Source organism: Streptomyces sp. NPDC088733 (genome assembly GCF_044751185.1).
GTDB lineage: Bacteria > Actinomycetota > Actinomycetes > Streptomycetales > Streptomycetaceae > Actinacidiphila.
In genome coordinates, this window is the sequence record NZ_JBIVLH010000008.1 from 314,926 (window position 1) to 337,619 (window position 22,694).

Sequence of the window (22,694 nt, forward strand, 5' to 3'; positions counted from 1 at the left end):
GGGCCGACGTTTCGGCCCCGACGCGGGGGTACGCGTCGTCCAGGAGGCGGCGGTGGTGTGCGCCGCCGCCCGCGCGGGTCCGTCAGTGAGCGAGGGAGTGGTGGTATGACCAGCCGGCAGTCCGAGGGAACGGTCTTCGAGCGGGACCGGGACCTGCCGACCCCGGTGGCGGCGGAGGCGGGGTGGGACGCGACGGACGTGCGCGCGGTCGACACCATCCGGGTGCTCGCCGCGGACGCCGTGCAGAAGGTGGGCAACGGCCATCCGGGCACGGCCATGAGCCTGGCCCCGCTGGCCTACCTGCTCTTCCAGCGCGTCATGCGCCACGACCCGGCCGACGACCAGTGGCTCGGCCGGGACCGGTTCGTGCTGTCGTGCGGGCACTCCAGCCTGACGCTCTACATCCAGCTGTACCTGTCCGGGTACGGGCTGGAGCTCTCCGACCTGGAGGCGTACCGGACCTGGGGCTCGGTGACGCCCGGCCACCCCGAGTACCGGCACACCCGGGGCGTGGAGATCACCACGGGCCCGCTGGGCCAGGGCCTGGCCAGTGCCGTCGGCATGGCGATGGGCGCCCGCCGCGAGCGCGGGCTGCTGGACCCGGACGCGGCCCCCGGCAGCAGCCCGTTCGACCACCACGTGTACGTGATCGCCTCGGACGGCGACATCATGGAGGGCGTCACCTCCGAGGCGAGTTCGCTCGCCGGCCATCAGCAGCTCGGCAACCTCGTGGTGTTCTACGACTCCAACCGGATCTCCATCGAGGACGACACCAACGTCTCCTTCAGCGAGGACGTGGCCGCCCGCTACGCCGCGTACGGCTGGCACGTGCAGACCGTCGACTGGACCCGCACCGGCGCGTACGTCGAGGACGTCGACGCGGTCCTCGCGGCCGTCGGCGCCGCGCAGCGGGAGACCGGCCGCCCGTCGCTGATCGTGCTGCGCACTGTCATCGGCTGGCCCGCGCCGACCAAGCAGAACTCGGGCAAGGCCCACGGCTCGGCCCTGGGCGACGAGGAGGTCGCGGCCACGAAGAAGGTCCTGGGCTTCGACCCCGGCCGCGACTTCGTGGTCGAGGACGCCGTCCTGGAGCGCGCCCGCGCGGTCGGCGGGCGCGGCCGGCAGGAGCACGAGCGCTGGCAGGAGGGCTTCGACGCCTGGCGCGCGGCCCACCCGGACAACGACCGCCTGCTGCGCAGGCTGCTGGCCGACGAGTTCCCGAAGGGATGGGCGGACGCGATCCCGGAGTTCCCGGCCGACGAGAAGGGCATGGCCACCCGCAAGGCGTCGGGGAAGGTCCTCACCGCGCTCGCCGGGGTGCTGCCCGAGCTGTGGGGCGGTTCCGCCGACCTCGCCGGGAGCAACAACACCACGATGGAGGGCGAGCCGTCGTTCGTGCCGGCGGAGCACCAGACCGCCATGTGGAAGGGCGGACCGTACGGCCGCACCCTGCACTTCGGCATCCGCGAGCACGCCATGGGCTCGATCCTCAACGGCATCACCCTGCAGAGCCTCACCCGCGCCTACGGCGGCACCTTCCTGACCTTCAGCGACTACATGCGCCCGGCCGTGCGCCTGGCCGCCCTGATGAAGCTGCCCACGATCTACGTGTGGACCCACGACTCCATCGGCCTGGGCGAGGACGGCCCCACGCACCAGCCCGTCGAGCACCTGGCCGCGCTGCGCGCCATCCCGGGTCTCGACGTGGTGCGGCCCGCCGACGCCAACGAGACCGCGGTGTGCTGGCGTACCGTCCTGGAGCACAAGGACCGGCCGGCGGCCCTGATCCTCACGCGGCAGAACCTCCCGGTCCTGGACCGCGGCCCCGGTGCGGGGTTCGCCCCCGCCGGCGAGGCGGCCAGGGGCGGTTATGTGCTGGCCGACCGGGGACCGGGGCCGGAGCCGGACGTCATCCTGGTGGCCACCGGTTCCGAGGTCCAGATCGCCCTGGAGGCGTGCGGCCTGCTCACCGCGGAGGGCCGCACCGTACGGGTGGTGTCGATGCCGTGCCGCGAGTGGTTCGCCGCCCAGGACCGGGCGTACCAGGACGAGGTGCTGCCGCCGGCGGTGCGGGCGCGGGTGAGTGTCGAAGCCGCGGTCGGCCAGGGCTGGCGCGAGGTGGTGGGCGACGCCGGACGCATCGTGAGCCTGGAGCACTTCGGGGCCTCGGCCGACTACCGGCGGATCTACCAGGAGTTCGGGATCACGGGCGAGGCCGTCGCGGAGGCCGCGCGGCGGAGCGTCGAGGACACCGGGCGCCCCCCGCGTCCCGGCGGCGTGCAGCACACATCCGCCCCGTCCGGGGGCGGAACCGCCGACCGCGGCTGACCGGCCCCGGTTCCGGGGTCCGAGCTCGCCCAGCCGGCGCCGTCATGCGGTCCGAAGGCCGCACACCGGCCGGGCGGGCTCTGCCAGCCTACGTCGGCGCTGGTGAGGACGGCGTGTCGTACGCGCCTCGGCCCGCGCGCATCAGCGCCGCGCGGCCGTGGCGCAGTCGATGCAGTGCCGGACGAGGGGCAGGGCCAGGACGCGTTCGCGGTCGATGGGCCGTCCGCAGGAGGCGCAGGTCCCGTAGTCGCCGCTGTCGAGCCGGCCCAGCGCTTCGTCGGCGAGGCGCAGTTCCTCGCGGGCGTGCTCCGCGCGTTCGGCGATCCCCTGGGACCGGGTCGTGCGCTCGGCCTCGTCGGCCGCGTCCAGGACGCAGTCGTCGGCGAGCGCCGCGTGGTCGCGTTCGGCATCCGCGAGACCGGCGCGTGCGGCGCCGGCCGCGGCGGTGAGCGCCTCGCGGGCGAGTCGCCGGTCCTCGGCGGTCACGGCCCGCGGGCCGTGACCCCGTCGTGCTTCGGGAGAGACCATGGGTGGCTCCGTCCTCGTCCCCGGACCAGGCGGGGGATCAGTGCAGGTAGGACAGCAGGGTGCGGGCGGCCGGGCTGACCCGGTCCTCCTTGGGCAGGGCGGCCGAGACCTCCCACTGGTGGTCCTCGGCGCCCACCAGGTCGAGGGTGCACAGGCCCGCCGCGTGTTCCTTGCGGGCGATCGGCAGCGGCACGACGGCGATGCCGAGCCCGTGGTGCACCAGGTCGATCAGGCTGTGGACGTCGTTGACCTCCAGGGCGACCCGGCGGTGCACGAGGTTGGCCGCGAACGCCCGGTCGCTCAGTCCGCGCGCTCCCCAGTCGGGCTGGAAGTCCACGAACACCTCGCCGCCCAGCTCGTCCCAGTCCACCTTGCCCGCACCGGCGAGCGGGTGGTCCGGGTGGCAGAGCACCACCATCGGGGCGCGCGTCAGCGGCTGGAAGCGGACGCCCTCGGGGGCCTCCCCGCACAGCGCGGTGAAGGCCACGTCGAGCCGGCCCGCGGTGATGTCCTGGACGAGCGCCGCGGACCCGGCCTGCCGCAGCCGGATCTCCACACCGGGGTGCCGGGAGCGGAAGCGGGCGAGCAGCGCGGGCAGGTCCACTCCCGCGACGCACTGCTCCGTGCCGATCGTGAGAACGCCCCGCATCAGGCCCTGTACGGCGTCCACCGCCTCCTTGGCGGCGCGCACGCTGGACAGGGCGCGGGAGGCCTCGGCCAGCAGCGCCTCACCGGCGGCGGTGAGTTCCACACTGCGGGTGCTGCGTACGAACAGCGGCGCGCCCAATTCCTGCTCCAGGGCGCGCACCGACGCGGACAGGCCCGACTGGGAGATCATCAGCCGTTCGGCGGCGCGGGTGAAGTGATGTTCCTCCGCGACCGCGACGAAGTGCTCCAGATGCCGTAGCTCCATGATTCAGAAGCGTAACTCCTGAATGTGTTCGCTTTCTCCTGTTGGACGTGTGGGCCGGGATGCGGTCAGGCTGTGAGGCGTGCCGGCCCGGCCGCGGAACACCTCCGGTCGAGCCGGCACGGCCAGCCGGGCACCCCGGCCGGGACGCACGTCGAGAGAGGTCTCGGACACATGCAGACTCGCCGCATCGGTGACATCGAGGTCAGCGTCATCGGCCTGGGCGGGATGCCCATGTCGATCGAGGGGCGGCCGGACGAGGCACGGTCCATCGACACCATCCACGCGGCGCTCGACGCCGGTGTGACGCTGATCGACACCGCGGACGCCTACCACCTGCACGCCGACGAGGTCGGCCACAACGAGTCGCTCATCGCCAAGGCCCTCGCCTCGCACGAGCGCGGCTCCGATGTCCTGGTCGCCACCAAGGGCGGTCACCTGCGCCCCGGTGACGGCAGCTGGACGGTGAACGGCTCGCCCGCGCACATCAAGCAGGCGTGCGAGGACTCCCTGCGCCGCCTGGGCGTCGAGGCGATCGGGCTGTACCAGTTCCACCGCCCCGACCCGACGGTGGACTACGCCGACTCCGTCGGCGCGGTGCGCGACCTGCTCGACGAGGGCAAGATCCGCATGGCCGGCATCTCCAACGCGAACCCGGAGCAGATCCGGCTGGCGAACGAGATCCTCGGCGGACGCCTGGTCTCGGTGCAGAACCAGTTCTCCCCGGCGTTCCGCTCCAGCGAGCCGGAACTGCGCCTGTGCGACGAGCTCGGCATCGCGTTCCTGCCGTGGAGCCCGCTCGGGGGCATCTCGCAGGCCCGTGAACTGGGCTCCGCCTACGCGCGGTTCGCGCAGGTCGCCAAGACGCACGGCGTCAGCCCGCAGCGTGTGTGCCTGGCCTGGATGCTCGCCAAGTCCCCGATCGTCGTCCCGATCCCGGGGTCCAGCCGGCCGGAGACCATCCGCGACTCGGTGGCGGCCGCGGAACTCACCCTGACGGCCGAGGAGTTCGCCGCGCTCGACGTGATGTGACCCCACCCGGAAGGGGCCGGGGACGGGACGGCGGTCGGCGTGAGCGCCCTCCCGTCCCCGGCGGTCGTCATCAGGCGTTGGGGTTGAACGGGATCCCGGCCGGCATGGCCTTGGCCAGGTGGGCGTTGAAGTTGCCGTCCTTCAGGCCGAAGACGGCGCTGCCGAAGTCGTACGCGCTGAGCTTGTCGCGCAGACCGGCCGGGTAGCCGTTCCAGCCGACGAGGGTCGGGTACTGCCAGGTGTGGTAGTGGTTCTCCGGCGGCTCGTCGTTGGTGTTGGCCAGCCGGAAGCAGTGGGTGCCGATGCCGTCCTTGTGGTAGACGACCTTGGGGTGGGTACCGTCCCAGCGGACCTGGTCGGCGCTGTAGACATTGAAGTTGCCGTGCGCGGAAGTGGCCACGTACTTCGCCTGGTTGTCCTGCGTCCAGACGACGACGTGCTCCCAGTCGTTGCGGTGGCCGCCGAGGCTGATGCCCGGGATGGCCTGGTCCTTCTCGAAGTAGAGACCGTAGATGATCGCGCACCAGCCGTTGTTGCACTTGTAGCGCGAGTAGCCGTTGGTGTTGTCGAGGTCCGAGGCGTCACGGCAGTTGCCGTTGAGGGCGCCGGTCGGGTTCAGGCCCGGGTTGATCGTGCCGTCGCGGCCGATGGCGGGCGAGGAGTAGCAGCCGTCGGTGTCGTAGTCGAAGGCGGGCTCGAAGCTCTGCTCGAAGCTGTCCGCGTTGGCGGGGAGGGCGGGCGGCGGGGCGGCGAACGCCACGCCCGGCAGGGCGAGCACCAGCGCGGCGGCGCCGCCGAAGACGACGGAGACTCTGCGGATCCGGGGGCTGTTCTTCACTGCGTCCTCCTGATCGGCCGCGGCGGGGGGAGCGCGGCCTGATTGACATGCCCGGATCAGCTTTGTCGAACCGTGTTGACGCGTCGAGCGTTGCCAGGTGTCACCGTGATGAAGGGTCAGCCAATAGCGGGGACGGCCGCGTGAGCTGGGGAGTTGTTCGGCACGCCGGACTGCGCGGGGCCCAGGGCCCCTCGGCAGGAGGGGAGTCCGGCCGGCGGCGGGGCGTCCGCCCCGGGGGGTGTGCCGGGTTCAAGGACGTGCTCCCGGCCGGCGCCCTCAGGGGCGTGCGGCGGTCGGGCGGACAGGGCGGTGCGGCACGGACCGCGCGTCACGGCCGCGGCGCGGCGGAGGTCAGAGCAGGCAGAGCGCCCGGTCGGCGGCCTTGCGGAGGACGGCGGCGCTGAGGATCAGCCCCTCGCGCTCCTGCTCGTCCATCGCGGGCTCGAACACCTCGCGCACCCCCTCGGCACCCACCACCGCCGCGAGCGAGAGCGTCGTCCCGTACGCGGCGGAATGCGCGGCGACGGGCAGGACCGCGCCCTCGTCGCGCAGCACCGCCTCGACGAGGCGTGCGGAGACCGCGCCGATGCCGTACTGGCTGGCGCCCGTTCCCTCGATGATGGCGATGTTCGCGTACCTGATGGCGTCCTCGATCCGCGCGCGTGCGTCCGCCACCGAGGTCCCGGCCCGGCGCAGCATCTCCGCGACGGGGATCCCGCCGGCGGTGGCCGAGGACCACAGCAGCACTTCCGAGGTGCCGTGCTCGCCGACGACCGTCGCCTGCACGTCGGCCGCCCTCACCCGCAGGGCGTCGGCGAGATGGACGCGGAAGCGGAGGCTGTCGATGAGCGTGCCGGTGGAGAAGACGCGGTCGTGCCCGGCGATCCGCCGCGTGACCTCGGCGAGGGGTTCCGGCGGGTCGGTGACGACCATGAGCACCGCCTCCGGCGCCGCGGCCACGACCTGGGGCACCACGTCGGCGAAGACCTTGGTGTTGGTGTCCAGCAGGCGCAGCCGCCCCTCCGGGTCCGAGCGGTCGGTCGCACCCCCGCCGCGCTCGTTGACGCCCGCCGTGATCGCCACGAGGGCGGCGCCGGCGAGCTCCGCGTAACCGCCCGCGCGCACCCGCACGGTGGGGGAGAGCGGGGCGGCGTAGCGCAGGTCGGCCGCGACTCCGTCGGCCCGCTGCGTGTCGCGGTCGACCAGGACGATCTCGCGGCACATGCCGCCCCGCTCGACCAGGCAGAGCGCGGTGGCGGCTCCCACGGAACCCGCCCCGACGACGCCGACCTTCATGAGGACCCGTCCTTGTCCGCGTGGAGTGCGAAGAAATCCACGTCCAGGATCATCGCGGCGCCCGGCCCCCGCATCCGGTGGGCCGCCGCGCACCGCCGCCCGGTTGACGGGCCGGGCGGCGGCGCCGCGCGCGTCCGTCAGCCGCGGGTGTCCAGGACGACGCGGAAGCGGGCGCGGCCCGACATCATGTGGGCGAAGGCCTTCGGTGCCTCCGACAGGGGCATGACCTCGTTCATCGACCGGATCTCCTGGCGCAGGGCGAAGCGCAGGTTGTCCTCGTTCTCGATGGGCGAGCCGGTCAGGCTGCCGGTGACGGACCGGGTACCGAAGATCATCGCGATCGGGTCGACCGGAACGGGCTCGCCGCCCGCGCCCACGACGATCATGCGGCCGCGCGGCGCCAGCCCGCGGACCAGCGGGCCCATGGACGCGCTGTCGGACGCCGTGGCGATGACCGCGGCCGCTCCGCCCAGGGCCTGGAGGGCCTGGGCCGGGTCCGTGGTGAGGCTGTCGATGTAGTGCTCCGCGCCGAGTTCGGCCGCGAGCGGGGCCTTCTCCGGGCCGCGGGCGATGGCGGCGACGCGGTAGCCGAGGCTGCGCGCGTACTGCACGCCGAGGTGGCCGAGGCCGCCGATGCCCTGGACCGCGACCAGTTCGCCGGGCCGGGCGCCGGTCTGCTGGAGCGCCTTGAAGACGGTCAGGCCGGCGCACAGCAGCGGGGCGGCGTCGATCGAGGACAGGCCGTCCGGGATGCGCACGAGACCGCTCGCCCGCACGTACGCGACCTCGGCGTAGCCGCCGTCGATCGACGTGCCGGTCGTCGGCTGGGCGGCGCAGTTGACGAAGTCGCCCCGGCGGCAGGAGTCGCACGTATGGCAGGGGCCGCTGAGGAAGCCGACGCCGACCCGGTCGCCGGGCTGCCAGGCGGTGACACCGGCACCGACCTCATCGATCACGCCGGCGATCTCGTGGCCGGGCACGATCGGCGCCGAGGGATCGGGCCGCATCCCCGCGACGGCGAGGTTGTCGGAGTGGCAGACACCGCAGGCCTCCACGCGCAGGCGCACCTGCCCGGGCAGCGGTTCGGCCAACTCCCGCTCGACGAAGGCGAAGTCGCCGGATCCGGACACCTGGACGGCTCGATACACGGACATGTTCTTCCTTAGAGGTGGGGGAGGGGGCGGAGCCTCGTGCGGCCCCGCCGTGGCGCCTGCGGTCGCGCGGAGCCCTGCTTCGGGCGCGCGGCGTACACGGAAGGTAAGCGCCATTCATCTGATGACGCTTACGACGCTAACATCGCGAAGGTAGCGGTGTAAAGGTCTATTGGATTTAGCCCATGTCCGCGCGCAACGGCTGAGCCGCGGGAGTCACGGGCACGGCACAGAAGGCCGCGGCGGGGGAGGGGCGGTCAGCGGGCGCTGTCGCCCGCCGGGGCGGACGTGCTGCCGCGCTCCCGGTACGCCGCGACATTGGCGCGGTTGCCGCACACCTCGTACGAGTGCCAGCGCCGCGTCCGGCTGCGGCTGGTGTCGTAGAACACCTCGCGGCAGATCTCGCTGGCGCACAGGCGCAGCCGCGTCCAGGCGCCGGCGCCGACGAGTTCGGCGACGGCCAGCGTGATCCGGCCGACCACGGGGTCGCCGGAGGTCTGCCGCATGGACACGGAGCCGGGCAGGGAGAAGTCCTGCTGGAAGGTGACGGAGGCCACGCGCCCGGAGAAGGCCGCCCAGTCGCCGGCGGAGTCGTCGGGGTCGTTGCGCTCGGCCAGGGCGAGCAGGTCGTCGCGCACGGCGCGGACCAGCTCCACGCGCCGCGCGGAGGGTGCCTCGTCCTCCTGCCCGAAGGGGCGCAGCACACTCGTGGCGGACCCGGGCGTGTCGAGCTTGTCGGGCATGCCCGCGTAGGGGCGCGAGTTCAGCAGGTCGACCAGGGCGGCGGCGCTCTCGGGCACGGAGTCTTCCCGGGTGGCTGCGCGCGGCGTCCTGGTGGCCATGGCGTCAGGGTACACCGACATGGTCATTCCGGTCGATGCCCTTACAGGCACGGCGACGGGCGGCGCGCGAGCCCCGTCACCGCGGGGTCGCGCGCCGCCCGGGCGGTCGCGGGGTCAGTGCATCGCCTGCAGTTCCCGCGGCTCGGAGGTGTCGGACTGGTTGTCGGCGAAGGTGTTGCCGGTGCCCGCCGTGTCGCGGTTGGCGAGGTCGGCCGGCTTGTTGCCGCGCACGGTGTTGTTCTGGATGGTGTTGCCGGTGCTGGCCTTGCCCACCACGCTCTTGAAGAGCACGATGCCTCCGGACATGGGCGACTTGCCGCTGTTGTCGCGCACGTCGTTGTCCTTCACGACGGTCTTCTCCACGCCGGTGAGCAGGATGCCGGTGCCCTGGATGAAGGGCAGGCGGGTGCTTGCCGGGCAGTACTTGTTGTTCTTGGTGACGGTGTTGTGGCTGACCGTGAGCGCGCCGCCGCGCGGGACTCCCTCGTCACCCACGACGAAGATGCCGCCGCAGTTGGCGCCGATCTTGTTCTGCTCGACGGAGAGGTTGCGGACCCGGCGCAGGGTGAGACCGAACCGGTTCCCGTTGAGGGTGTTGTCCTTGACGAGCGCGCCCTTGGTGTCGAGGGCGCCGCCCTCGGTGTCCATGGAGTTGGCGAGGAAGATCCCGGACTCGCCGTTGTTCGTGGCGGTGTTGCCGGTGAACTGCCCGCGGACGGACTTCTCGAGCAGGATGCCCTGCTGCTTGTTGTCCCGGGAGGTCACCTTCACCGCCTGGAAGCCGTCGGCCTGCGTCGCGTGGATGCCGTTCGTCTTGAACCCGGTCACCGTCAGCGACTCCAGCCGCACGTCGGTGACCTTCTTCTTCGCCGTGCCGGTGACGCACAGGCCCTCGCCGGCCTTGGCGCAGGCGTTCTCCTTGCCGGTCTTGCTCGGCATGATCACGGTGGCCGTGCCGGCGCCGCGCAGCGTGAGCCGCGGCGTGGTGATCTGCACGCTCCCGTTGTAGGTGCCGGCCTCGATGTCGATGACGTCCCCGGGCGCCGCGTTGTCCACCGCCGCCTGGATCGATTCCCCCGGGTGGACGGTGTGGGCACTCACCTTCTGCATGTCGCTGCCGGTGGTGGTGCCGCCGCTGCTGCCGTTTCCGCAGCCGACCGCGCCCACGGCGAGCGCCGCCGCGGTTGCCGTGACCACGACGGCCCGGTGGGACCGAGGATGCTTCATGACATGTACCTGCTTTCCGCTGACCTGGGGGAGCCGTCGAAAAGAGACGCTATGGAGGGTTATGGAGCCCCGCCACTGGAGAGGGTCCGCGCAGTACCGGCCGCCGGACGGGGACGACTCCGGTCCCGGGGCGGATCGCGACCGGGTTCCGGGGCCGGGCGGAAGGTGCCGCGTGCCCGGGAGCCGGTCCGTCAGGCCGCAGCGGGAGAAGCCGACTTGCCCCGCGGGCGCCCCGCGGTCCGGGGCCGTTGTCAGTGCCCCGCCCTAGGGTGAGGGGCGGCACACATCCGCGACGAGAAACCGAGGTCTCCCCATGACGACCCTGCCCGATCGGCCGAACAGCGCGCTCCTCGTCATCGACGTCCAGAACGGTGTGGTGGACGGCGCCCACCGGCGCGACGAGGTGATCGCCAACATCAACACCCTGATCGGCGCGGCGCGCTCGCAGGACGTGCCCGTCATCTGGGTCCAGCACTCCGACGACGGCCTCAAGCGCGACAGCGAGCCCTGGCAGTACGTGCCGGAACTGGTCCGGGCGGAGGCCGAGCCCCTCGTCCACAAGAGGTACGGCGACTCCTTCGAGGACACGGAGCTGGAGACCCTGCTCGCCGAGCGCGGCGTCGGAAGGCTCGTCGTCACCGGCGCCCAGACCGACGCGTGCATCCGCTCGACGCTGCACGGCGGCCTCGTCCGCGGATACGACGTGACGCTGGTCGGCGACGCGCACACCACGGAGGACCTCTCCGCGTACGGGGCACCCACCCCGGAGCAGGTCGTCGCGCACACCAACATGTACTGGAAGTGGCAGAGCGCCCCCGGCCGCCGCGGCGGGACGGTCGACACGGCGGACGTCAGCTTCGCGGCGGTGGCCGAGGACTGAGCGGGCCGGGCGGGAGGCGGCGCGGGGTCCGTGCGGGGCCCGTCCGCCGTCCCCGCGCGGGAACCTCATGCGCCGAACCGTACGGAGTGTCACCTTCCGCGGGGCGGGAAAGGCGTTTCGCGCGCCGCCCGTACGACCCTGACGCACGCTTTCAATTCGTCCGAAACCAAATGGCCGATTCCGTACGTCTGTAGGTTCACCTGCGCGGGGCATCGTGCCGGGCGGGGACGTACAACGAAAGCTTGGGGGGATCGAACCGATGGTGAACACCCGTACCCGTAACCGCGGTCGAGCGCGGACGGCGCTGCTCGGGGCGCCCGTCGCGGCGCTGCTGGTGCTGGCGCTCGCGGGATGCCAGGACCCGGCGTCGGACGCCGGCGACAAGGCGAGCGCGCCCGCCGGGAGCGCGACCGCAGGGGGCGAGGCGGCCCCCGGCACGGCGCAGCCGGACGGGCAGTCGTCCGCGCCCGCGTCGTCCTCGGCCACTTCCTCGGCCGGCTCGGCGGCGGACGACCCGTGTGCCCTGGTGAACCAGACGGAGGCCGACCAGCTCGCGGGCATGTCGCTGGACCCCGGAAGGGCCATCGGGGACACCTGCACCTACACCGCTCCGCCCAGCGGCCCGACCGGGCAGGTCGAGGTGTTCGTGGGCGAGTCCGGCAAGAACTACTACGACGCCGAGCACCAGATCCACGGCGACAGGCTGAAGCCGCTCAAGGACGTGGGCGACGAGGCGTACCTGGAGGACGGTTCGGTCTTCCTGCGCGTCGGCGAGCAGTGGGTCTCGATCCGGCTGGTGCGCACCGAGGACTCCCAGCACGAGGACCAGCCGCTGACGGAGCTGGCGCGTACGGTGGCCACCCGCCTCTGACGGCTCCGCCGCTCACGGGGCGCCGCCCGGGATGCCGGACAGGTCCGGCATCCCGGTGGCCACCCGCAGCCGGGTGAACTCCCTGGCGAGGGCCGCGGGCGGGTAATGGGCGTTCAGCCCGCTGGGGTTGGGCAGCACCCAGATCCGGGTCCCGCCGATCGTCTCCTCCTGCGGGCCCACCACGGCGTCGGGCACACCGAACGCCGCGCGGTAGCCGGTGACGCCCAGCAGGGCCAGCCACACCGGGCGGCGGGCGCGCACCCGGCGGCGCAGCGTCCGCCCGCCGGCCACCAGCTCGTCCCGGGACAGCTCGGCCGCCCGGACGGTCGGCCGGCGCACGATGCACGTGATGCCGACGCCGTACCGCAGCAGCTCGGCGTCCTCCTGGCCGGTGAGCCGCCGCGGGGTGAAGCCGGCCCGGTGGAGCGCCGGCCACAGCCGGCTGCCCGGGGTGGCGAAGTGGTGTCCCGCCCTGGCCGAGGACAGGCCGGGATTGATGCCCACCAGCAGCAGCGGCAGGTCGTCGGCGATCAGGTCCGTCAGCCGGCCCGCGCGGGCCGGGGCGGGAACGTCCGCCATGTGTCCTCCCTGTGCTGGTCTGCATCCGCGTGACTGGTAACCCTGCGCGGGCGTACGGGTACGGCCCCGCCCCGGGAGGGGAAGGGCCGTGTCCGTCGTGCCGGGGTCAGCCCTTGGCGCGGGCCGGGAGCTTCCAGCCCGGGCGCGGGAAGTGGCAGGTGTACCCCTCGGGGTAGCGCTCCAGGTAGTCCTGGTGCTCGGGCTCGGCCTCCCAGAACGGACCCACGGGCTCGACCTCGGTGACGACCTTGCCCGGCCACAGCCCGGACGCCTCGACGTCCGCGATGGTGTCCTCGGCGACCCGCTTCTGCTCGTCGTCGGCGTAGTAGATCGCCGAGCGGTAGCTCAGGCCGATGTCGTTGCCCTGGCGGTTCTTCGTCGTCGGGTCGTGGATCTGGAAGAAGAACTCCAGGAGCGCCCGGTAGTCGGTCTCCGCGGGGTCGTAGGCGATCTCGATCGCCTCCGCGTGCGTCCCGTGGTTGCGGTAGGTGGCGTTGGGCACGTCGCCGCCGGTGTACCCGACCCGCGTCGAAATCACGCCGGGCTGCTTGCGGATCAAGTCCTGCATGCCCCAAAAACAGCCACCCGCCAGGGTGGCCTTGTTGCTCGTCGGCGCGGTCATGGTCGGTCCTTCCTTGTCGTCGTGTCCGTTTCCCGCTATGCAAGCAACGGAACGCGGCCGCCGGGGATTCCCGCCGCTTCTGTGCGGGCTCTCCTCGCGGCCAGCCGCAGGTCACGGGTCCCGGCCCGCCGGTCGCCTCCCAGTATTGGCCCTCGCGGGTCGCACGGGCGACGGCGGGGGCCCGGCCCTCGCCCGCCGTCGTGCGCAGGGCGGTCCGCGCGGGCGCCGGAGGCGGGTCCGCCGGTCTTCGTGATCTCCGGCAGGACGAGCCGTGTTACCGTCGGTGCTCGCGGTGCGGCACCCGCCCGCGCTCCCCGTCCCGCACCCTTCCCCGGCAGCCGGGACGCGGGCGACCGGTTCGCCGATGCGGACGCCCGGTGTGGTGCCCTTGGTGTGTGAGTGCCCGCGGGGCGGAGGCCGTCACGTCCTGCCCTCGGGTGCAGGAAGGTGCGGCATGAGGCGTGACCCCTCCCCGACGACGGACCCCGGCGGCAACGTGGCCCTGACGCGTGCCGCGCAGGCCGGCGACATCGTCGCCCTGGGGCTGCTGCTGGAGGCCCACCGGCCCGGCATGCGTGCGGTCGCGCTCAGCATCCTGGGCCCCGGGCCCGACGCCGACGACGCCGTCCAGAACGCGGCGCTGACCGCCCTGCGCCGCATCGGCGACGTGCGCGACCCGGCGGCCGTCGGCGCGTGGCTGCGCATGATCGTGCGCAACGCCTGCCGAAGCCTCCTGCGGGCGTCCTCGCGCACCGTGCCCCTCGACGACCTCACCCGCGTCGCCGCGGGCCCCGGCCCCGAGGAGGTCCTGGAGCGCCACGCGCTGCGCGACTGGGTCTGGGAGGCGCTGGAGGAACTGTCCCCGACCCTGCGCGTACCGATGGTCCTGCGGCACTTCAGCTCGCGTGTCACCTCGTACGAGGAGATCGCCCGGGCCTGCGCCGTGCCCGTGGGGACGATCCGCAGCCGGCTCAGCCAGGGGCGGGCCAAGCTCGCCGAGGCGCTGGCCGCGACGGCGGCGGGCGCCCACAGCGACGCCGCGCGGCGCACGTCGGCCAGCTGGGAGGACGCCCACGACACGCTGGCGGCCGCCGAGCGCGGCGACTTCCGCAAGGTGCTCGCCGAGCGGTGGAGCCCGGCCGCCGCGCTGATGCAGGGCGACACCCGGCTGGGCGGCACCGAGACGCTCCTGCTCGGGATGGAGTGCGACCTGATCGCCGGGGTGCGGCAGCGCCCCGTGCACGTGGCCGCGGGCAAGGGGCTCACCGTCTGGGAGATGGATCTGATCAATCCGCCGGACGACCCCGAGCACTGCCCGCCCGCGGTCGCCTGGATCATGACCCTCGATGGCGGCCGCGTGGAGCGGCTGCGCCTCTTCCACCAGCCGCGGGTGCCCCTTCCGCCTCTTCCACCCCTTGCCGCGGCGGCGTGACCGAGGTCACACCGCCGTGACCGAACTCCTTCCCCCCGCCCGCGTCCTGTCGGTGTCCTCACCCCCTCACCGATGGGAACCGCGATGAACGCACCCACCGCCGGCCCGCTCGCCACCGGCACTCACACGATCACCGTGAACGGTGTCGACCAGCGTTACCACGTACACGGCACCGGCCCGGTGTGCGTGGCGCACTCCGGCGGGCCCGGCATCGCCTGGGAGTACCTGCGCATGCCCGAGCTGGAGCGGCGGCTCACGATGGTCTACGTCGAACCGGCCGGCACCGGGGGCTCCGGCCGGCTGCCCACGCACCCGCACGGCTACACGCGCGAGCTCTACAGCAGGCACCTCGACGCGGTCGTCGACCACCTCGGTGTGCCCACGGTGCACCTGCTGGGCCACTCCCACGGCGGTTTCGTCGTCCAGTACCACGCCTTGCACCGCCCCGGGCGGATTGCCGGGATCGTCCTGTACGACAGCGCGCCCGTCACCGGACCCGAGCATGGCGCCGAGGCGATGCGCAAGGTCGAGGAGTTCGCCACCCGGCACGCGGAGCACCCCGGTCTGCCGGAGGTCCTGAAGGCCTTCCAGTCGGTGCCCTCCATGGCGTCCGACGAGGACGTGGTGGCCGCGATCCGCGGGCTGCTGCCGGCGTACTTCGCCGACTACTGGGGCCGGGAGAGCGAGTTCGCCGCGATGCGGGACACCGTCACCGGGTGGTACATCTCCGGCCTGGACGCCGACCTCTCCCCGGACCTGATCGACGACCGCGGCACGCTGGGCTCGCTGACGGTGCCGGCCCTGGTCGTCGTCGGGCGGCACGACGTCATCTGCGGTGTGCGGTGGGCGGAGGAACTCCAGAAGCTGATCCCCGGCGCCGAACTGCTGGTCCTGGAGGACAGCGGCCACTTCGGGCACCTGGAGCAGCCCGGGGAGTTCGCGGACGCCGTCGCGGCCTTCGTCACGGCGGGCTGAGCGCGAAGCCCTGCGGGCGGCCCGGCCGGGCCGCCCGCAGGGTGGGTTCGTCAGGCGCCGTCCGCCTGCTGGTGACTGCCGTAGGGGCGGGTGATGATCTCCATTCCGTGCCCCGCGGGGTCGAGGAAGTACAGGCCGCGTCCGCCGTGGTGGTGGTTGATCCCGCCCGGCTGCTTCATGTGCGGATCGGCGTAGTACGTGAGGCCGGCCTCCCGGATGCGGGCGAAGGCGGCGTCGAACTCCTCGTCGGGGAGGAGGAACGCGTAGTGCTGCATGACGATCGACTCCGCGGGAACGGTGGCGAAGTCGAGCGTGACCCCGTTGCTCGTGGCGACCGGGACGAACGGCCCCCACTCCGCGCCGACTTCAAGGCCCAGGATGCGGGCGAGGAAAGCGGCGGACTCCCGGTTGTCCCGGGCGTGGACGATGGTGTGGTTCAACTCGACGGGCATGTGTGGAATGCCTCCATGGGCAATCTCACGGGCACCTCCATGCCTCACCCGGCCGGTGACCGGCACGCGATGCCGTACTCCCCAGCCTAGTGGCCACCGCGCGGGCCGGCGGTCCGGGGGCGGGCCCGCGGCCCCGGACCGCCCGATGACGGCGCGTACCATCGCAAGGACGGCCGGGTGACGGCCGGTACCGGAACGGGCACAGCCACCCGCCGGACGTGCGAGGGGCCGCCGGAGGTTCCGCAGGAGGTGGACCGGACATGAGCAGGGTCTCTCAGGCCGAGGCGCGGGCCAATCGGGAGCGCGTGGTCGAGGCCGCCTCCCGGCTCTTCCGCGAGCGCGGCGTGGCGAACGTCAGCGTCGCGGACGTCATGCAGGCGGTCGGGCTGACCCAGGGCGGTTTCTACAAGCAGTTCGCCTCCAAGGACGCCCTGGTCGCGGAGGCCGAGGCCAAGGGCTTTGCGGACATGCTCCAGTACCTGGCGGGACTGGAGGCGGACAGCGGCAGCCACGACGCGGCCGTGTCCGCGCTGCGCGCCATGTACCTCTCCACGGACCACCGCGACGCCCCCGGCAGCGGGTGCCCCGCCGCCGGTTTCGGCGGCGACGCCGCCCGGGAACCCGAGTGGCGTGCCGCCTACACCGCGGGGGTCCGCGACATGGCCGACTGGGTCGCTCCCGGGAAGGCCGGGCTGGTGGGCCTGGCCACGCTCGTGGGGGGCATCCTCCTGTCCCGGGCCACCGCGGGATCGCCCCTGTCGGAGGAGATCCTTCAGGCCGTGCGCGAGGCCGCGACGCCGGACGCCGGGGCGGCCGGCGGGTAGCGGCCCGCGGCGGCCGTCACCGCGTGCCGGTGGGGTCCGCCGGTGGCGGGCCCTCGATCCCCTGCGGCGTGAATCCGAAGACGCGTCCGTACAGGGACAGTTCCGCCTCCAGCGCGGCCACCATGGTGTTCTGCCGGCGGAAGCCGTGGCCCTCCCCCTCGAAGACGAGGTGGGAGTGGGGGACGGACCGCCCCTGCAGGTCGCGCAGGAACGCCGCGCTCTGCTCGGGCGGGCAGATGACGTCGTCCGTGCCCTGGAGGAGCACGAACGGCACGGTCATCTCGGCGGTGCGGAAGGCCGGGGAACGCTCCTCGTAGCGCTCGGGGACCGACCGCATCGGGCCGACCAGGGCGTCGAGGTAGTGCGACTCGAAGTCGTGCGTGAGCCCCGCGGCGAGCGACCGGAGGTCCAGGACCGGGTAGTACAGTGCAGCGCACGCGTACATGTCGGTGACCGCCAGGGACAGCGCGGCGGTGAAGCCGCCCGCGCTGTGCCCGCGGATCGCGAGGCGCCCGGCGTCGGCCGTCCCTTCCTCGACCAGCGCCCGGGCGACGGCCGCGCAGTCCTCGACGTCCACCACGCCCCACTGCTCGCGCAGCCGCTCGCGGTAGGCGCGCCCGTAGCCGGGCGTCCCGCCGTAGTTGACGTCGACGACGCCGATGCCGCGCGAGGTGAAGTACGCGATCTCCGCGTTGAGGGTGAGCGGGGCCCGCAGCCCGGGACCGCCGTGCGCCCACACGACGTACGGGGGCAGCTCGTTGCCGGGGCCGTGGGCCAACGGGCCGCGGGGCGCGTGGACATGGGCGTGCACCCGGCGCCCGTCCGGTCCGGTGAAGACCCGCGCCACCGGTTCCGGGAACACCTCGTCCGGCACGGGCAGCCGGGGTGCCGGGCCCGTCGTCCGGCCCGTCGCCGTGGCGGTGTCCACCTCGACGACCTCGTAGGGCGTGCGGGTGCCGCCCGCGACCCCGACGACGCGCGTCCCATCGGTGTCCAGGTGCGGCAGCCACTCGGTCCAGGGCCCCGGCACGTCCGTCAGCGCGCCGTCCCCGGGGTCCAGGAACGCGAGGCGCTGCCCGCCGACGCCGTGCAGCACGGCGAGCCGCCCGTCGCCGAGCGGCGCGAACCAGCGCAGGCCGAGCCGCTGGCAGCCGGCGAACTCCTCCTCGGCCGGACGCAGCGGGCGGGCGGCGCCGGTCCCCGGGTCGACGGAGTACAGATTCCACCAGTCGGTGTGCTCCCAGGCGGCCAGTATGCGGCCGTCCGGCCCCCACTCTGCCTGCGCGACCGGCTCGCCGGGGCCGCCGAGGAGCGTCCGGGCGTTCCGGGCCGTGCCGTCCGGGCCGATGTCGGCGATGCGCAGCTCCGCCGCGTCCCACGGCATGTGCGGGTGGTCCCAGGCGAGCCAGATCGCCTGCCGCCCGTCCGCGGACCAGCGGGCGCCGGAGACGAAGCGGTGCCCGTCGTCCCACAGTTCGCGCACCGCCGCACGGTCCTCGGCGGCAGATCCGTCGAGCGGCACCGCGGCCTGCGCCCTTCGCACGTCCCCGGGCCCTTCGCCGGTGAACTCCTCCAGCACACAGCGGACTTCGCCGCCCCCGGGGTCGATCTCCGGCTCGGACCAGCGCAGTCCGCCGCCGACGGGTGAGAGCGGGGTCAGCGGGCGCGGCAGGGAGCCGGGGACGCCGGGCTCGTACGCGTACAGCCGCTGGTCGGCGAAGTTCACGAAGACGGCGAACGCGCCCCGTGCGCCGGTCGTGGCCGCCCACGGGCGGCCGCCGTACTCGATGACGCGGCTCCGGACGTTCCACGGCACCGGCAGCACGTCCGTGACGGAGCCGTCGGCACGCCGCCGCACGAGCGCCGAGCGGCCGTCCTCCGCGGGGCGCGGTTCGATCCACCACACCTCGTCCCCGACGAGTCCGGGGTACGACGGCGAGGCCACCTGCCCCGCGGTCGTGCCGGCGGTCGCGATCCGTGCGGTGAGCGGTGACGGCCAGGCGCCGTACGGCGTGGCGGTGCCGGTCATGGGGTCCTTCCGGGAGGGGTGGTTCGGGGCGGTCCGGCGCTCAGGATTCGCCGGTCACGGGACGGTCCCGCCCGGGCTGCCGGTCGTCGCTGCCCGAGACGGCGAGGCTCCCGAGCAGACGCAGGAGTTCCTCGTCCCGGCTGCCGGGTTCCGCGTGCAGTACAACGAGGACAAAACCGTCGGTGCCGCCCACGGTCATTTTGTCGGCCTGCAGATCCAGGTCGCCCACCAGGGGGTGGGTCAGCCGGGTGAGGTGGCCCTTCTGGGGCCGTACGTCGTGGCGTCCCCACAATTGGCGGAAGCGCTCGCTGCGCAGGGAGAGTTCACCGACGAGCTCGTTCAGCCGCGGGTCCTCGGCCCCCGGGCCGGCCTGCGCGCGCAGCGTCGCGACGCCCTCCCGTGTCACCGCCTCCCAGTCCCTGCGCCGGTCCCGCTCCGCCGGATCGAGGAAGGCGGCCCGCAGCAGGTTGACGCCGCGGGTGTTGTTCGGGGACAGGGCCGCGCCGAGCGCGTTCGCCCCGAGGACGTCGAAGAACCTGTTCTGCACCCAGGCCGGATGGACCGGCCAGCCGTCGATCAGCTGCCGGATGCTCGGCGGCATGTGCTCCAGCCGCGGCTTGCGCGCCGTGGACCGGGCCCGCGCCCTGCCGGCCGCGCCGGTCCGCGCCAGCGCCAGCAGATGGGCGGTGGCGTCGTCGTCCAGCCGCAGCACCCGGGCGATCGAGGCGAGCACCTGCGCCGAGGGATTGCGGTCGCGGCCCTGCTCCAGCCGCAGGTAGTAGTCCGAGCTGATGCCGGCAAGCAGCGCGACCTCCTCCCGGCGCAGGCCCTTCACCCGCCGCAGTCCCACCGGCGTGATGCCGGCCTCCTCGGGCCGGACCAGGCCCCGGCGCGCCCGCAGGAAGTCGCCGAGTGCGTTCGTACCGTCCATGCGGTCGACGGTAACCGCGGCGGGCCGCCGTGTGCCTGGCCCTCTCACTCCCATGAACACGAGGGCACTGCCGTCCGGTACGGCGTCCGCGCAGGGTGGTTGTCGGCCGGACCCCGGCGGGCACCCCCGCCGGCGCGACCGCCCGGCCCGGCGGGGCCGCACCCGCCCTCCACCCCCGACAGCACACCGACATCCATCGAGGAGTCCACCATGACCACCACACTCGTCACCGGCGGCAACAAGGGCCTGGGCCGCGAGACCGCCCGGCGGCTGATCGCGCTCGGGCACACCGTCTGGATCGGCTCCCGCGACACCGCACGGGGCCGGGCCGCCGCCGAGGACCTCGGTGCCCGCTTCGTCCGGCTCGACGTCACCGACGACGCCTCCGTCGGCGCGGCGGCCGAGGAACTGCGCCGCCAGGAGGGCCGCCTCGACGTCCTGGTCAACAACGCGGGCGTCTTCGAGGGCATGGTCGACGCCGAGCAGGCCACGGCCGCCCACATGACCCACGTCTTCGACGTGAACGTCATCGGCCTGGTGCGCGTGACGCATGCCTTCCTGCCGCTGCTCCGGGCGTCGGACAGCCCCGTCGTGGTGAACGTCAGCAGCGGACTCGGCTCCCTCACCGTGGTCCAGGACCCCGCGCGGCACGAGTCCCACTTCGTGACGCCCGTCTACGCCTCCGCCAAGGCCGCGGTGAACATGCTGACCGTCCAGTACGCCAAGGGCCTGCCCACCATGCGGGTCAACGCCGTCGAGCCCGGCTTCAGCGCCACCGACCTGCACGGCCTGAGCGGCGAGGGCATCCAGAGCCCCGAGCAGGGCGCCGAGGCGATCGTGATGCTCGCCACGATCGGCGGGGACGGCCCCACCGGCACCTTCACGGACCGCAACGGCCCGCTGCCCTGGTGACCTGCCGCCCCGCGGGCCCGGCCGGCCTACCGCCGCGGGCCCGCCGGGACGGCCCGCCCGCACGGTTCCGCAGGTGATCCCAGTAACATGCCAGGAGTGGGTCGAAGCGGCGCATAACCGTTCCGGTCCCGTACGCGCCGCCGACCGACGGTCGCGGCCAGCCCCGAGCCGGAGATACCGACACGCACATGGTGACCATCGCCTACCAGGGAGAGCCGGGGTCGAACTCGGCCGCCGCGGCCCGTGACCTGTACCCCGGAAGCCGCGACCTGCCCTGCACGACCTTCGAGCAGGCCCTGGAGGCGGTGACGCTGGGTACCGCGGACCTCGCGGTCATCCCCATGGACAACTCCGCCGCCGGCCGCGTCGCCGACGTCCACCACCTGCTCCCGGACTCCGGTCTGTCGATCATCGCCGAGTACTTCCTGCCCATCCGCTTCGACCTGATGGGCGTCGCGGGCGCGTCGCTGGACGACGTGCGGTGCGTCCGCAGCCACGTGCACGCCCTGGGTCAGTGCCGGAAGATCATCCGCGAGGGCGGCTGGCAGACCCTCGTCAGCGACGACACCGCCGGTGCCGCGCGCGAGGTCGCCGAGCTGGGCGACCCGCGGCATGCCGCGCTCGCTCCGCCCGGCGCCGCCGCCCTCTACGGGCTGAAGGTGCTGCGGAGCGGTGTGGAGGACACCCACGACAACACCACCCGCTTCGTCGTCCTGTCACGGGACGCGCAGCTGCCCGAGGTCACCGGTGAGCCGATGATGACCAGCCTCTTCTTCTCGGTGCGCAACATCCCGAGCGCGCTGTACAAGGCGCTGGGCGGCTTCTCCAGCAACGCCGTCAACATCACCAAGATCGAGAGCTACCAGGTCGGCGCCGGGCTCAAGGCCAGCCGCTTCTACATCGAGATCGAGGGCCACCCCGACGAGAGCAGGGTCGCCCTGGCCCTGGAGGAGCTGCGCTTCTTCTCCTCGGAGGTGCGCTTCATGGGCGTGTACCCGGGGCACGCCCACCGCGCCGCCGAAGGCGCCTGACCGACCGGCTCCGCACGCGGGCCCGGTGCCCCCCGCCGGGGGGGCACCGGGCCCGCTGTGCCGCTACGCCTGCGCGGCGTAGCGCTCCGCCGGCTGCGACCGCGAGAGCACCGGGGCGAGCGCGATGCGGGCCTCGTCGTACGCCTTCCAGGTGCCGTACTCCGGCAGCGAGGGGATCGTCACCAGCTCGCCCGCGTCGAGACCGGCGAGTCCCGCCCGGGCGGCGTCGCGCGGGGACATCACGACCTCCTTGGGCAGCTGGTCCAGCTCGATGCCCGAGCCGTCCCAGATCGTCGTCTCCAGCGCGCCCGGGACCACGACCTGCACCCGCACCGCGGAGTCGGCGAACTCCTGGGCCAGCGCCTGGGTGAAGGTGATCGCGTACGCCTTGGCCGCGCCGTACACCGCGGCGACCGGCGGGGTGTTCAGCGCGAACGCGGACGAGATGTTGACGATCGAGCCCGCGCCGCGCCCGGCGAAGGCCTTGGCCGCGGCCGCCGCGATCCGGGTGACGGACGTCAGGTTGAGCGTGATCAGCGACTCCAGCTGGTCCGGATCCGCCGCGGACAGCGGGCCGAACAGCGCGTTGCCCGCGTTGTTGACCAGGATGTCGATCGCCGTGTCGGAGGCCAGCCGGGCCTCGACGGCCCTGATGCCCTCAGTGGTGGAGAGATCCGCGCTCACGACCGAGACCTCGCGCCCCGAGCGCTCCGCCAGGCTCGCGGCGGCCTTCTCCAGCCGCGCCTGGTCCCGGGCGACCATGACGATGTCGTACCCCCGTGCGGCCAGCTCCTCCGCGTAGGCCGCGCCCAGGCCCGCGGTCGCGCCCGTGATGAGTGCCGTTCCGGCCGATGCTGTGGACATGCTGATCCCTCTCGTTCGTCGACGCGCCAGCGCGTCCTTAGATACTCACCATAATCTAAGACGGATGTGCGACGTCCTATTCCGGGTTCGGCGCACGGAGTGCGGGCGAGGGCGCGACCGCGTCGACGCGGATGCCGCGC

The 22,694-nt window shown here is 73.4% G+C and carries 22 protein-coding genes; 9 read left to right on the forward strand and 13 right to left on the reverse strand.

The annotated features are described in order from the left end of the window. The first annotated feature begins 105 nt into the window (after positions 1 to 105). Positions 106 to 2,328 carry a transketolase gene (tkt, locus tag ACIP64_RS17820; RefSeq protein ID WP_401587237.1) on the forward strand — a complete coding sequence of 741 codons (2,223 nt, stop codon included), beginning with the start codon at positions 106 to 108 and terminating at the stop codon, positions 2,326 to 2,328. Positions 2,329 to 2,469: 141 nt separating this feature from the next. Here the strand turns inward: tkt and ACIP64_RS17825 are convergent, their stop codons facing one another. Both ACIP64_RS17825 and ACIP64_RS17830 read right to left on the reverse strand, forming a co-directional pair. Beyond that, positions 2,470 to 2,856, reverse strand: coding sequence for a TraR/DksA family transcriptional regulator (locus ACIP64_RS17825; protein WP_401587240.1), 387 nt, complete (start codon positions 2,854 to 2,856; stop codon positions 2,470 to 2,472). A 37-nt stretch (positions 2,857 to 2,893) separates the two neighbouring features. Beyond that, a complete protein-coding gene (locus tag ACIP64_RS17830) occupies positions 2,894 to 3,769 on the reverse strand; it encodes a LysR family transcriptional regulator (RefSeq protein WP_401587242.1) in 876 nt (291 codons plus the stop codon). A 171-nt stretch (positions 3,770 to 3,940) separates the two neighbouring features. On the opposite strand from ACIP64_RS17830, the gene ACIP64_RS17835 reads away from it, so the two are divergent. Beyond that, positions 3,941 to 4,798, forward strand: coding sequence for an aldo/keto reductase (locus ACIP64_RS17835; RefSeq protein ID WP_401587245.1), 858 nt, complete (start codon positions 3,941 to 3,943; stop codon positions 4,796 to 4,798). Positions 4,799 to 4,868: 70 nt separating this feature from the next. On the opposite strand, the gene ACIP64_RS17840 is transcribed toward ACIP64_RS17835, so the two are convergent. The 5 genes from ACIP64_RS17840 to ACIP64_RS17860 form a co-directional block, all read right to left on the reverse strand. Next, positions 4,869 to 5,636: an NPP1 family protein gene (locus tag ACIP64_RS17840; RefSeq protein WP_360903463.1), complete on the reverse strand. Its 768-nt coding sequence runs from the start codon at positions 5,634 to 5,636 to the stop codon at positions 4,869 to 4,871. 351 nt (positions 5,637 to 5,987) lie between these two features. After that, on the reverse strand, positions 5,988 to 6,932 hold the full coding sequence (locus tag ACIP64_RS17845) for a hypothetical protein (protein ID WP_401587248.1): 945 nt from the start codon (positions 6,930 to 6,932) through the stop codon (positions 5,988 to 5,990). 137 nt (positions 6,933 to 7,069) lie between these two features. After that, positions 7,070 to 8,086, reverse strand: a complete 1,017-nt coding sequence (locus ACIP64_RS17850; RefSeq protein ID WP_401587251.1) for an alcohol dehydrogenase catalytic domain-containing protein — start codon at positions 8,084 to 8,086, stop codon at positions 7,070 to 7,072. Positions 8,087 to 8,340: 254 nt separating this feature from the next. Then, entirely contained in the window at positions 8,341 to 8,925 is a 585-nt protein-coding gene (locus tag ACIP64_RS17855) for a CGNR zinc finger domain-containing protein (protein WP_401587253.1), read from the reverse strand. A 114-nt stretch (positions 8,926 to 9,039) separates the two neighbouring features. Then, complete coding sequence (locus tag ACIP64_RS17860; RefSeq protein WP_401587255.1) at positions 9,040 to 10,152, reverse strand: nitrous oxide reductase family maturation protein NosD; 1,113 nt, start codon at positions 10,150 to 10,152, stop codon at positions 9,040 to 9,042. Positions 10,153 to 10,465: 313 nt separating this feature from the next. On the opposite strand from ACIP64_RS17860, the gene ACIP64_RS17865 reads away from it, so the two are divergent. Both ACIP64_RS17865 and ACIP64_RS17870 read left to right on the forward strand, forming a co-directional pair. Beyond that, positions 10,466 to 11,032, forward strand: a complete 567-nt coding sequence (locus ACIP64_RS17865; protein ID WP_401587257.1) for a cysteine hydrolase family protein — start codon at positions 10,466 to 10,468, stop codon at positions 11,030 to 11,032. 259 nt (positions 11,033 to 11,291) lie between these two features. Next, on the forward strand, positions 11,292 to 11,903 hold the full coding sequence (locus tag ACIP64_RS17870; RefSeq protein WP_401587260.1) for a hypothetical protein: 612 nt from the start codon (positions 11,292 to 11,294) through the stop codon (positions 11,901 to 11,903). A gap of 12 nt (positions 11,904 to 11,915) precedes the next feature. Here ACIP64_RS17870 and mug read toward each other — a convergent pair whose 3' ends face one another. Together mug and msrA are read right to left on the reverse strand one after the other, a co-directional pair. Then, on the reverse strand, positions 11,916 to 12,482 hold the full coding sequence (mug, locus tag ACIP64_RS17875) for a G/U mismatch-specific DNA glycosylase (protein ID WP_401587263.1): 567 nt from the start codon (positions 12,480 to 12,482) through the stop codon (positions 11,916 to 11,918). A gap of 106 nt (positions 12,483 to 12,588) precedes the next feature. Further along, a complete protein-coding gene (gene msrA / locus ACIP64_RS17880) occupies positions 12,589 to 13,104 on the reverse strand; it encodes a peptide-methionine (S)-S-oxide reductase MsrA (RefSeq protein WP_401587265.1) in 516 nt (171 codons plus the stop codon). Positions 13,105 to 13,558: 454 nt separating this feature from the next. Here msrA and ACIP64_RS17885 point away from each other — a divergent pair, with 454 nt between their 5' ends. Both ACIP64_RS17885 and ACIP64_RS17890 read left to right on the forward strand, forming a co-directional pair. After that, positions 13,559 to 14,536 (forward strand): RNA polymerase sigma factor, encoded by a 978-nt coding sequence (locus ACIP64_RS17885; protein ID WP_401587267.1) that lies wholly within the window; start codon positions 13,559 to 13,561, stop codon positions 14,534 to 14,536. 84 nt (positions 14,537 to 14,620) lie between these two features. Then, complete coding sequence (locus ACIP64_RS17890) at positions 14,621 to 15,511, forward strand: alpha/beta fold hydrolase (protein ID WP_401587270.1); 891 nt, start codon at positions 14,621 to 14,623, stop codon at positions 15,509 to 15,511. A 50-nt stretch (positions 15,512 to 15,561) separates the two neighbouring features. Here the strand turns inward: ACIP64_RS17890 and ACIP64_RS17895 are convergent, their stop codons facing one another. Then, positions 15,562 to 15,963 (reverse strand): VOC family protein, encoded by a 402-nt coding sequence (locus ACIP64_RS17895; protein ID WP_401587273.1) that lies wholly within the window; start codon positions 15,961 to 15,963, stop codon positions 15,562 to 15,564. 260 nt (positions 15,964 to 16,223) lie between these two features. On the opposite strand from ACIP64_RS17895, the gene ACIP64_RS17900 reads away from it, so the two are divergent. After that, positions 16,224 to 16,787 carry a TetR/AcrR family transcriptional regulator gene (locus ACIP64_RS17900; protein WP_401587276.1) on the forward strand — a complete coding sequence of 188 codons (564 nt, stop codon included), beginning with the start codon at positions 16,224 to 16,226 and terminating at the stop codon, positions 16,785 to 16,787. Between the two features lie 16 nt (positions 16,788 to 16,803). Here ACIP64_RS17900 and ACIP64_RS17905 read toward each other — a convergent pair whose 3' ends face one another. Both ACIP64_RS17905 and ACIP64_RS17910 read right to left on the reverse strand, forming a co-directional pair. Next, a complete protein-coding gene (locus tag ACIP64_RS17905; protein ID WP_401587279.1) occupies positions 16,804 to 18,816 on the reverse strand; it encodes a prolyl oligopeptidase family serine peptidase in 2,013 nt (670 codons plus the stop codon). 40 nt (positions 18,817 to 18,856) lie between these two features. Continuing rightward, positions 18,857 to 19,747 (reverse strand): helix-turn-helix domain-containing protein, encoded by an 891-nt coding sequence (locus ACIP64_RS17910; protein WP_401587281.1) that lies wholly within the window; start codon positions 19,745 to 19,747, stop codon positions 18,857 to 18,859. Positions 19,748 to 19,957: 210 nt separating this feature from the next. Here ACIP64_RS17910 and ACIP64_RS17915 point away from each other — a divergent pair, with 210 nt between their 5' ends. After that, entirely contained in the window at positions 19,958 to 20,659 is a 702-nt protein-coding gene (locus ACIP64_RS17915) for an SDR family NAD(P)-dependent oxidoreductase (protein ID WP_401587284.1), read from the forward strand. Between the two features lie 188 nt (positions 20,660 to 20,847). Continuing rightward, complete coding sequence (locus ACIP64_RS17920; RefSeq protein ID WP_401587287.1) at positions 20,848 to 21,690, forward strand: prephenate dehydratase; 843 nt, start codon at positions 20,848 to 20,850, stop codon at positions 21,688 to 21,690. Positions 21,691 to 21,753: 63 nt separating this feature from the next. Here the strand turns inward: ACIP64_RS17920 and ACIP64_RS17925 are convergent, their stop codons facing one another. Continuing rightward, entirely contained in the window at positions 21,754 to 22,554 is an 801-nt protein-coding gene (locus ACIP64_RS17925) for an SDR family NAD(P)-dependent oxidoreductase (protein ID WP_401587289.1), read from the reverse strand. Between the last annotated feature and the right edge of the window lie 140 nt (positions 22,555 to 22,694).

Bases quoted from the DNA above. Each gene is read 5' to 3' on its own strand.
- tkt (WP_401587237.1), top strand. From the start codon at position 106: ATGACCAGCCGGCAGTCCGAGGGAACGGTCTTCGAGCGGGACCGGGAC.
- ACIP64_RS17825 (WP_401587240.1), bottom strand. From the start codon at position 2,856: ATGGTCTCTCCCGAAGCACGACGGGGTCACGGCCCGCGGGCCGTGACC.
- ACIP64_RS17830 (WP_401587242.1), bottom strand. From the start codon at position 3,769: ATGGAGCTACGGCATCTGGAGCACTTCGTCGCGGTCGCGGAGGAACAT.
- ACIP64_RS17835 (WP_401587245.1), top strand. From the start codon at position 3,941: ATGCAGACTCGCCGCATCGGTGACATCGAGGTCAGCGTCATCGGCCTG.
- ACIP64_RS17845 (WP_401587248.1), bottom strand. From the start codon at position 6,932: ATGAAGGTCGGCGTCGTCGGGGCGGGTTCCGTGGGAGCCGCCACCGCG.
- ACIP64_RS17850 (WP_401587251.1), bottom strand. From the start codon at position 8,086: ATGTCCGTGTATCGAGCCGTCCAGGTGTCCGGATCCGGCGACTTCGCC.
- ACIP64_RS17855 (WP_401587253.1), bottom strand. From the start codon at position 8,925: ATGGCCACCAGGACGCCGCGCGCAGCCACCCGGGAAGACTCCGTGCCC.
- ACIP64_RS17860 (WP_401587255.1), bottom strand. From the start codon at position 10,152: ATGAAGCATCCTCGGTCCCACCGGGCCGTCGTGGTCACGGCAACCGCG.
- ACIP64_RS17865 (WP_401587257.1), top strand. From the start codon at position 10,466: ATGACGACCCTGCCCGATCGGCCGAACAGCGCGCTCCTCGTCATCGAC.
- ACIP64_RS17870 (WP_401587260.1), top strand. From the start codon at position 11,292: ATGGTGAACACCCGTACCCGTAACCGCGGTCGAGCGCGGACGGCGCTG.
- mug (WP_401587263.1), bottom strand. From the start codon at position 12,482: ATGGCGGACGTTCCCGCCCCGGCCCGCGCGGGCCGGCTGACGGACCTG.
- msrA (WP_401587265.1), bottom strand. From the start codon at position 13,104: ATGACCGCGCCGACGAGCAACAAGGCCACCCTGGCGGGTGGCTGTTTT.
- ACIP64_RS17885 (WP_401587267.1), top strand. From the start codon at position 13,559: ATGAGGCGTGACCCCTCCCCGACGACGGACCCCGGCGGCAACGTGGCC.
- ACIP64_RS17890 (WP_401587270.1), top strand. From the start codon at position 14,621: ATGAACGCACCCACCGCCGGCCCGCTCGCCACCGGCACTCACACGATC.
- ACIP64_RS17895 (WP_401587273.1), bottom strand. From the start codon at position 15,963: ATGCCCGTCGAGTTGAACCACACCATCGTCCACGCCCGGGACAACCGG.
- ACIP64_RS17900 (WP_401587276.1), top strand. From the start codon at position 16,224: ATGAGCAGGGTCTCTCAGGCCGAGGCGCGGGCCAATCGGGAGCGCGTG.
- ACIP64_RS17905 (WP_401587279.1), bottom strand. From the start codon at position 18,816: ATGACCGGCACCGCCACGCCGTACGGCGCCTGGCCGTCACCGCTCACC.
- ACIP64_RS17910 (WP_401587281.1), bottom strand. From the start codon at position 19,747: ATGGACGGTACGAACGCACTCGGCGACTTCCTGCGGGCGCGCCGGGGC.
- ACIP64_RS17915 (WP_401587284.1), top strand. From the start codon at position 19,958: ATGACCACCACACTCGTCACCGGCGGCAACAAGGGCCTGGGCCGCGAG.
- ACIP64_RS17920 (WP_401587287.1), top strand. From the start codon at position 20,848: ATGGTGACCATCGCCTACCAGGGAGAGCCGGGGTCGAACTCGGCCGCC.
- ACIP64_RS17925 (WP_401587289.1), bottom strand. From the start codon at position 22,554: ATGTCCACAGCATCGGCCGGAACGGCACTCATCACGGGCGCGACCGCG.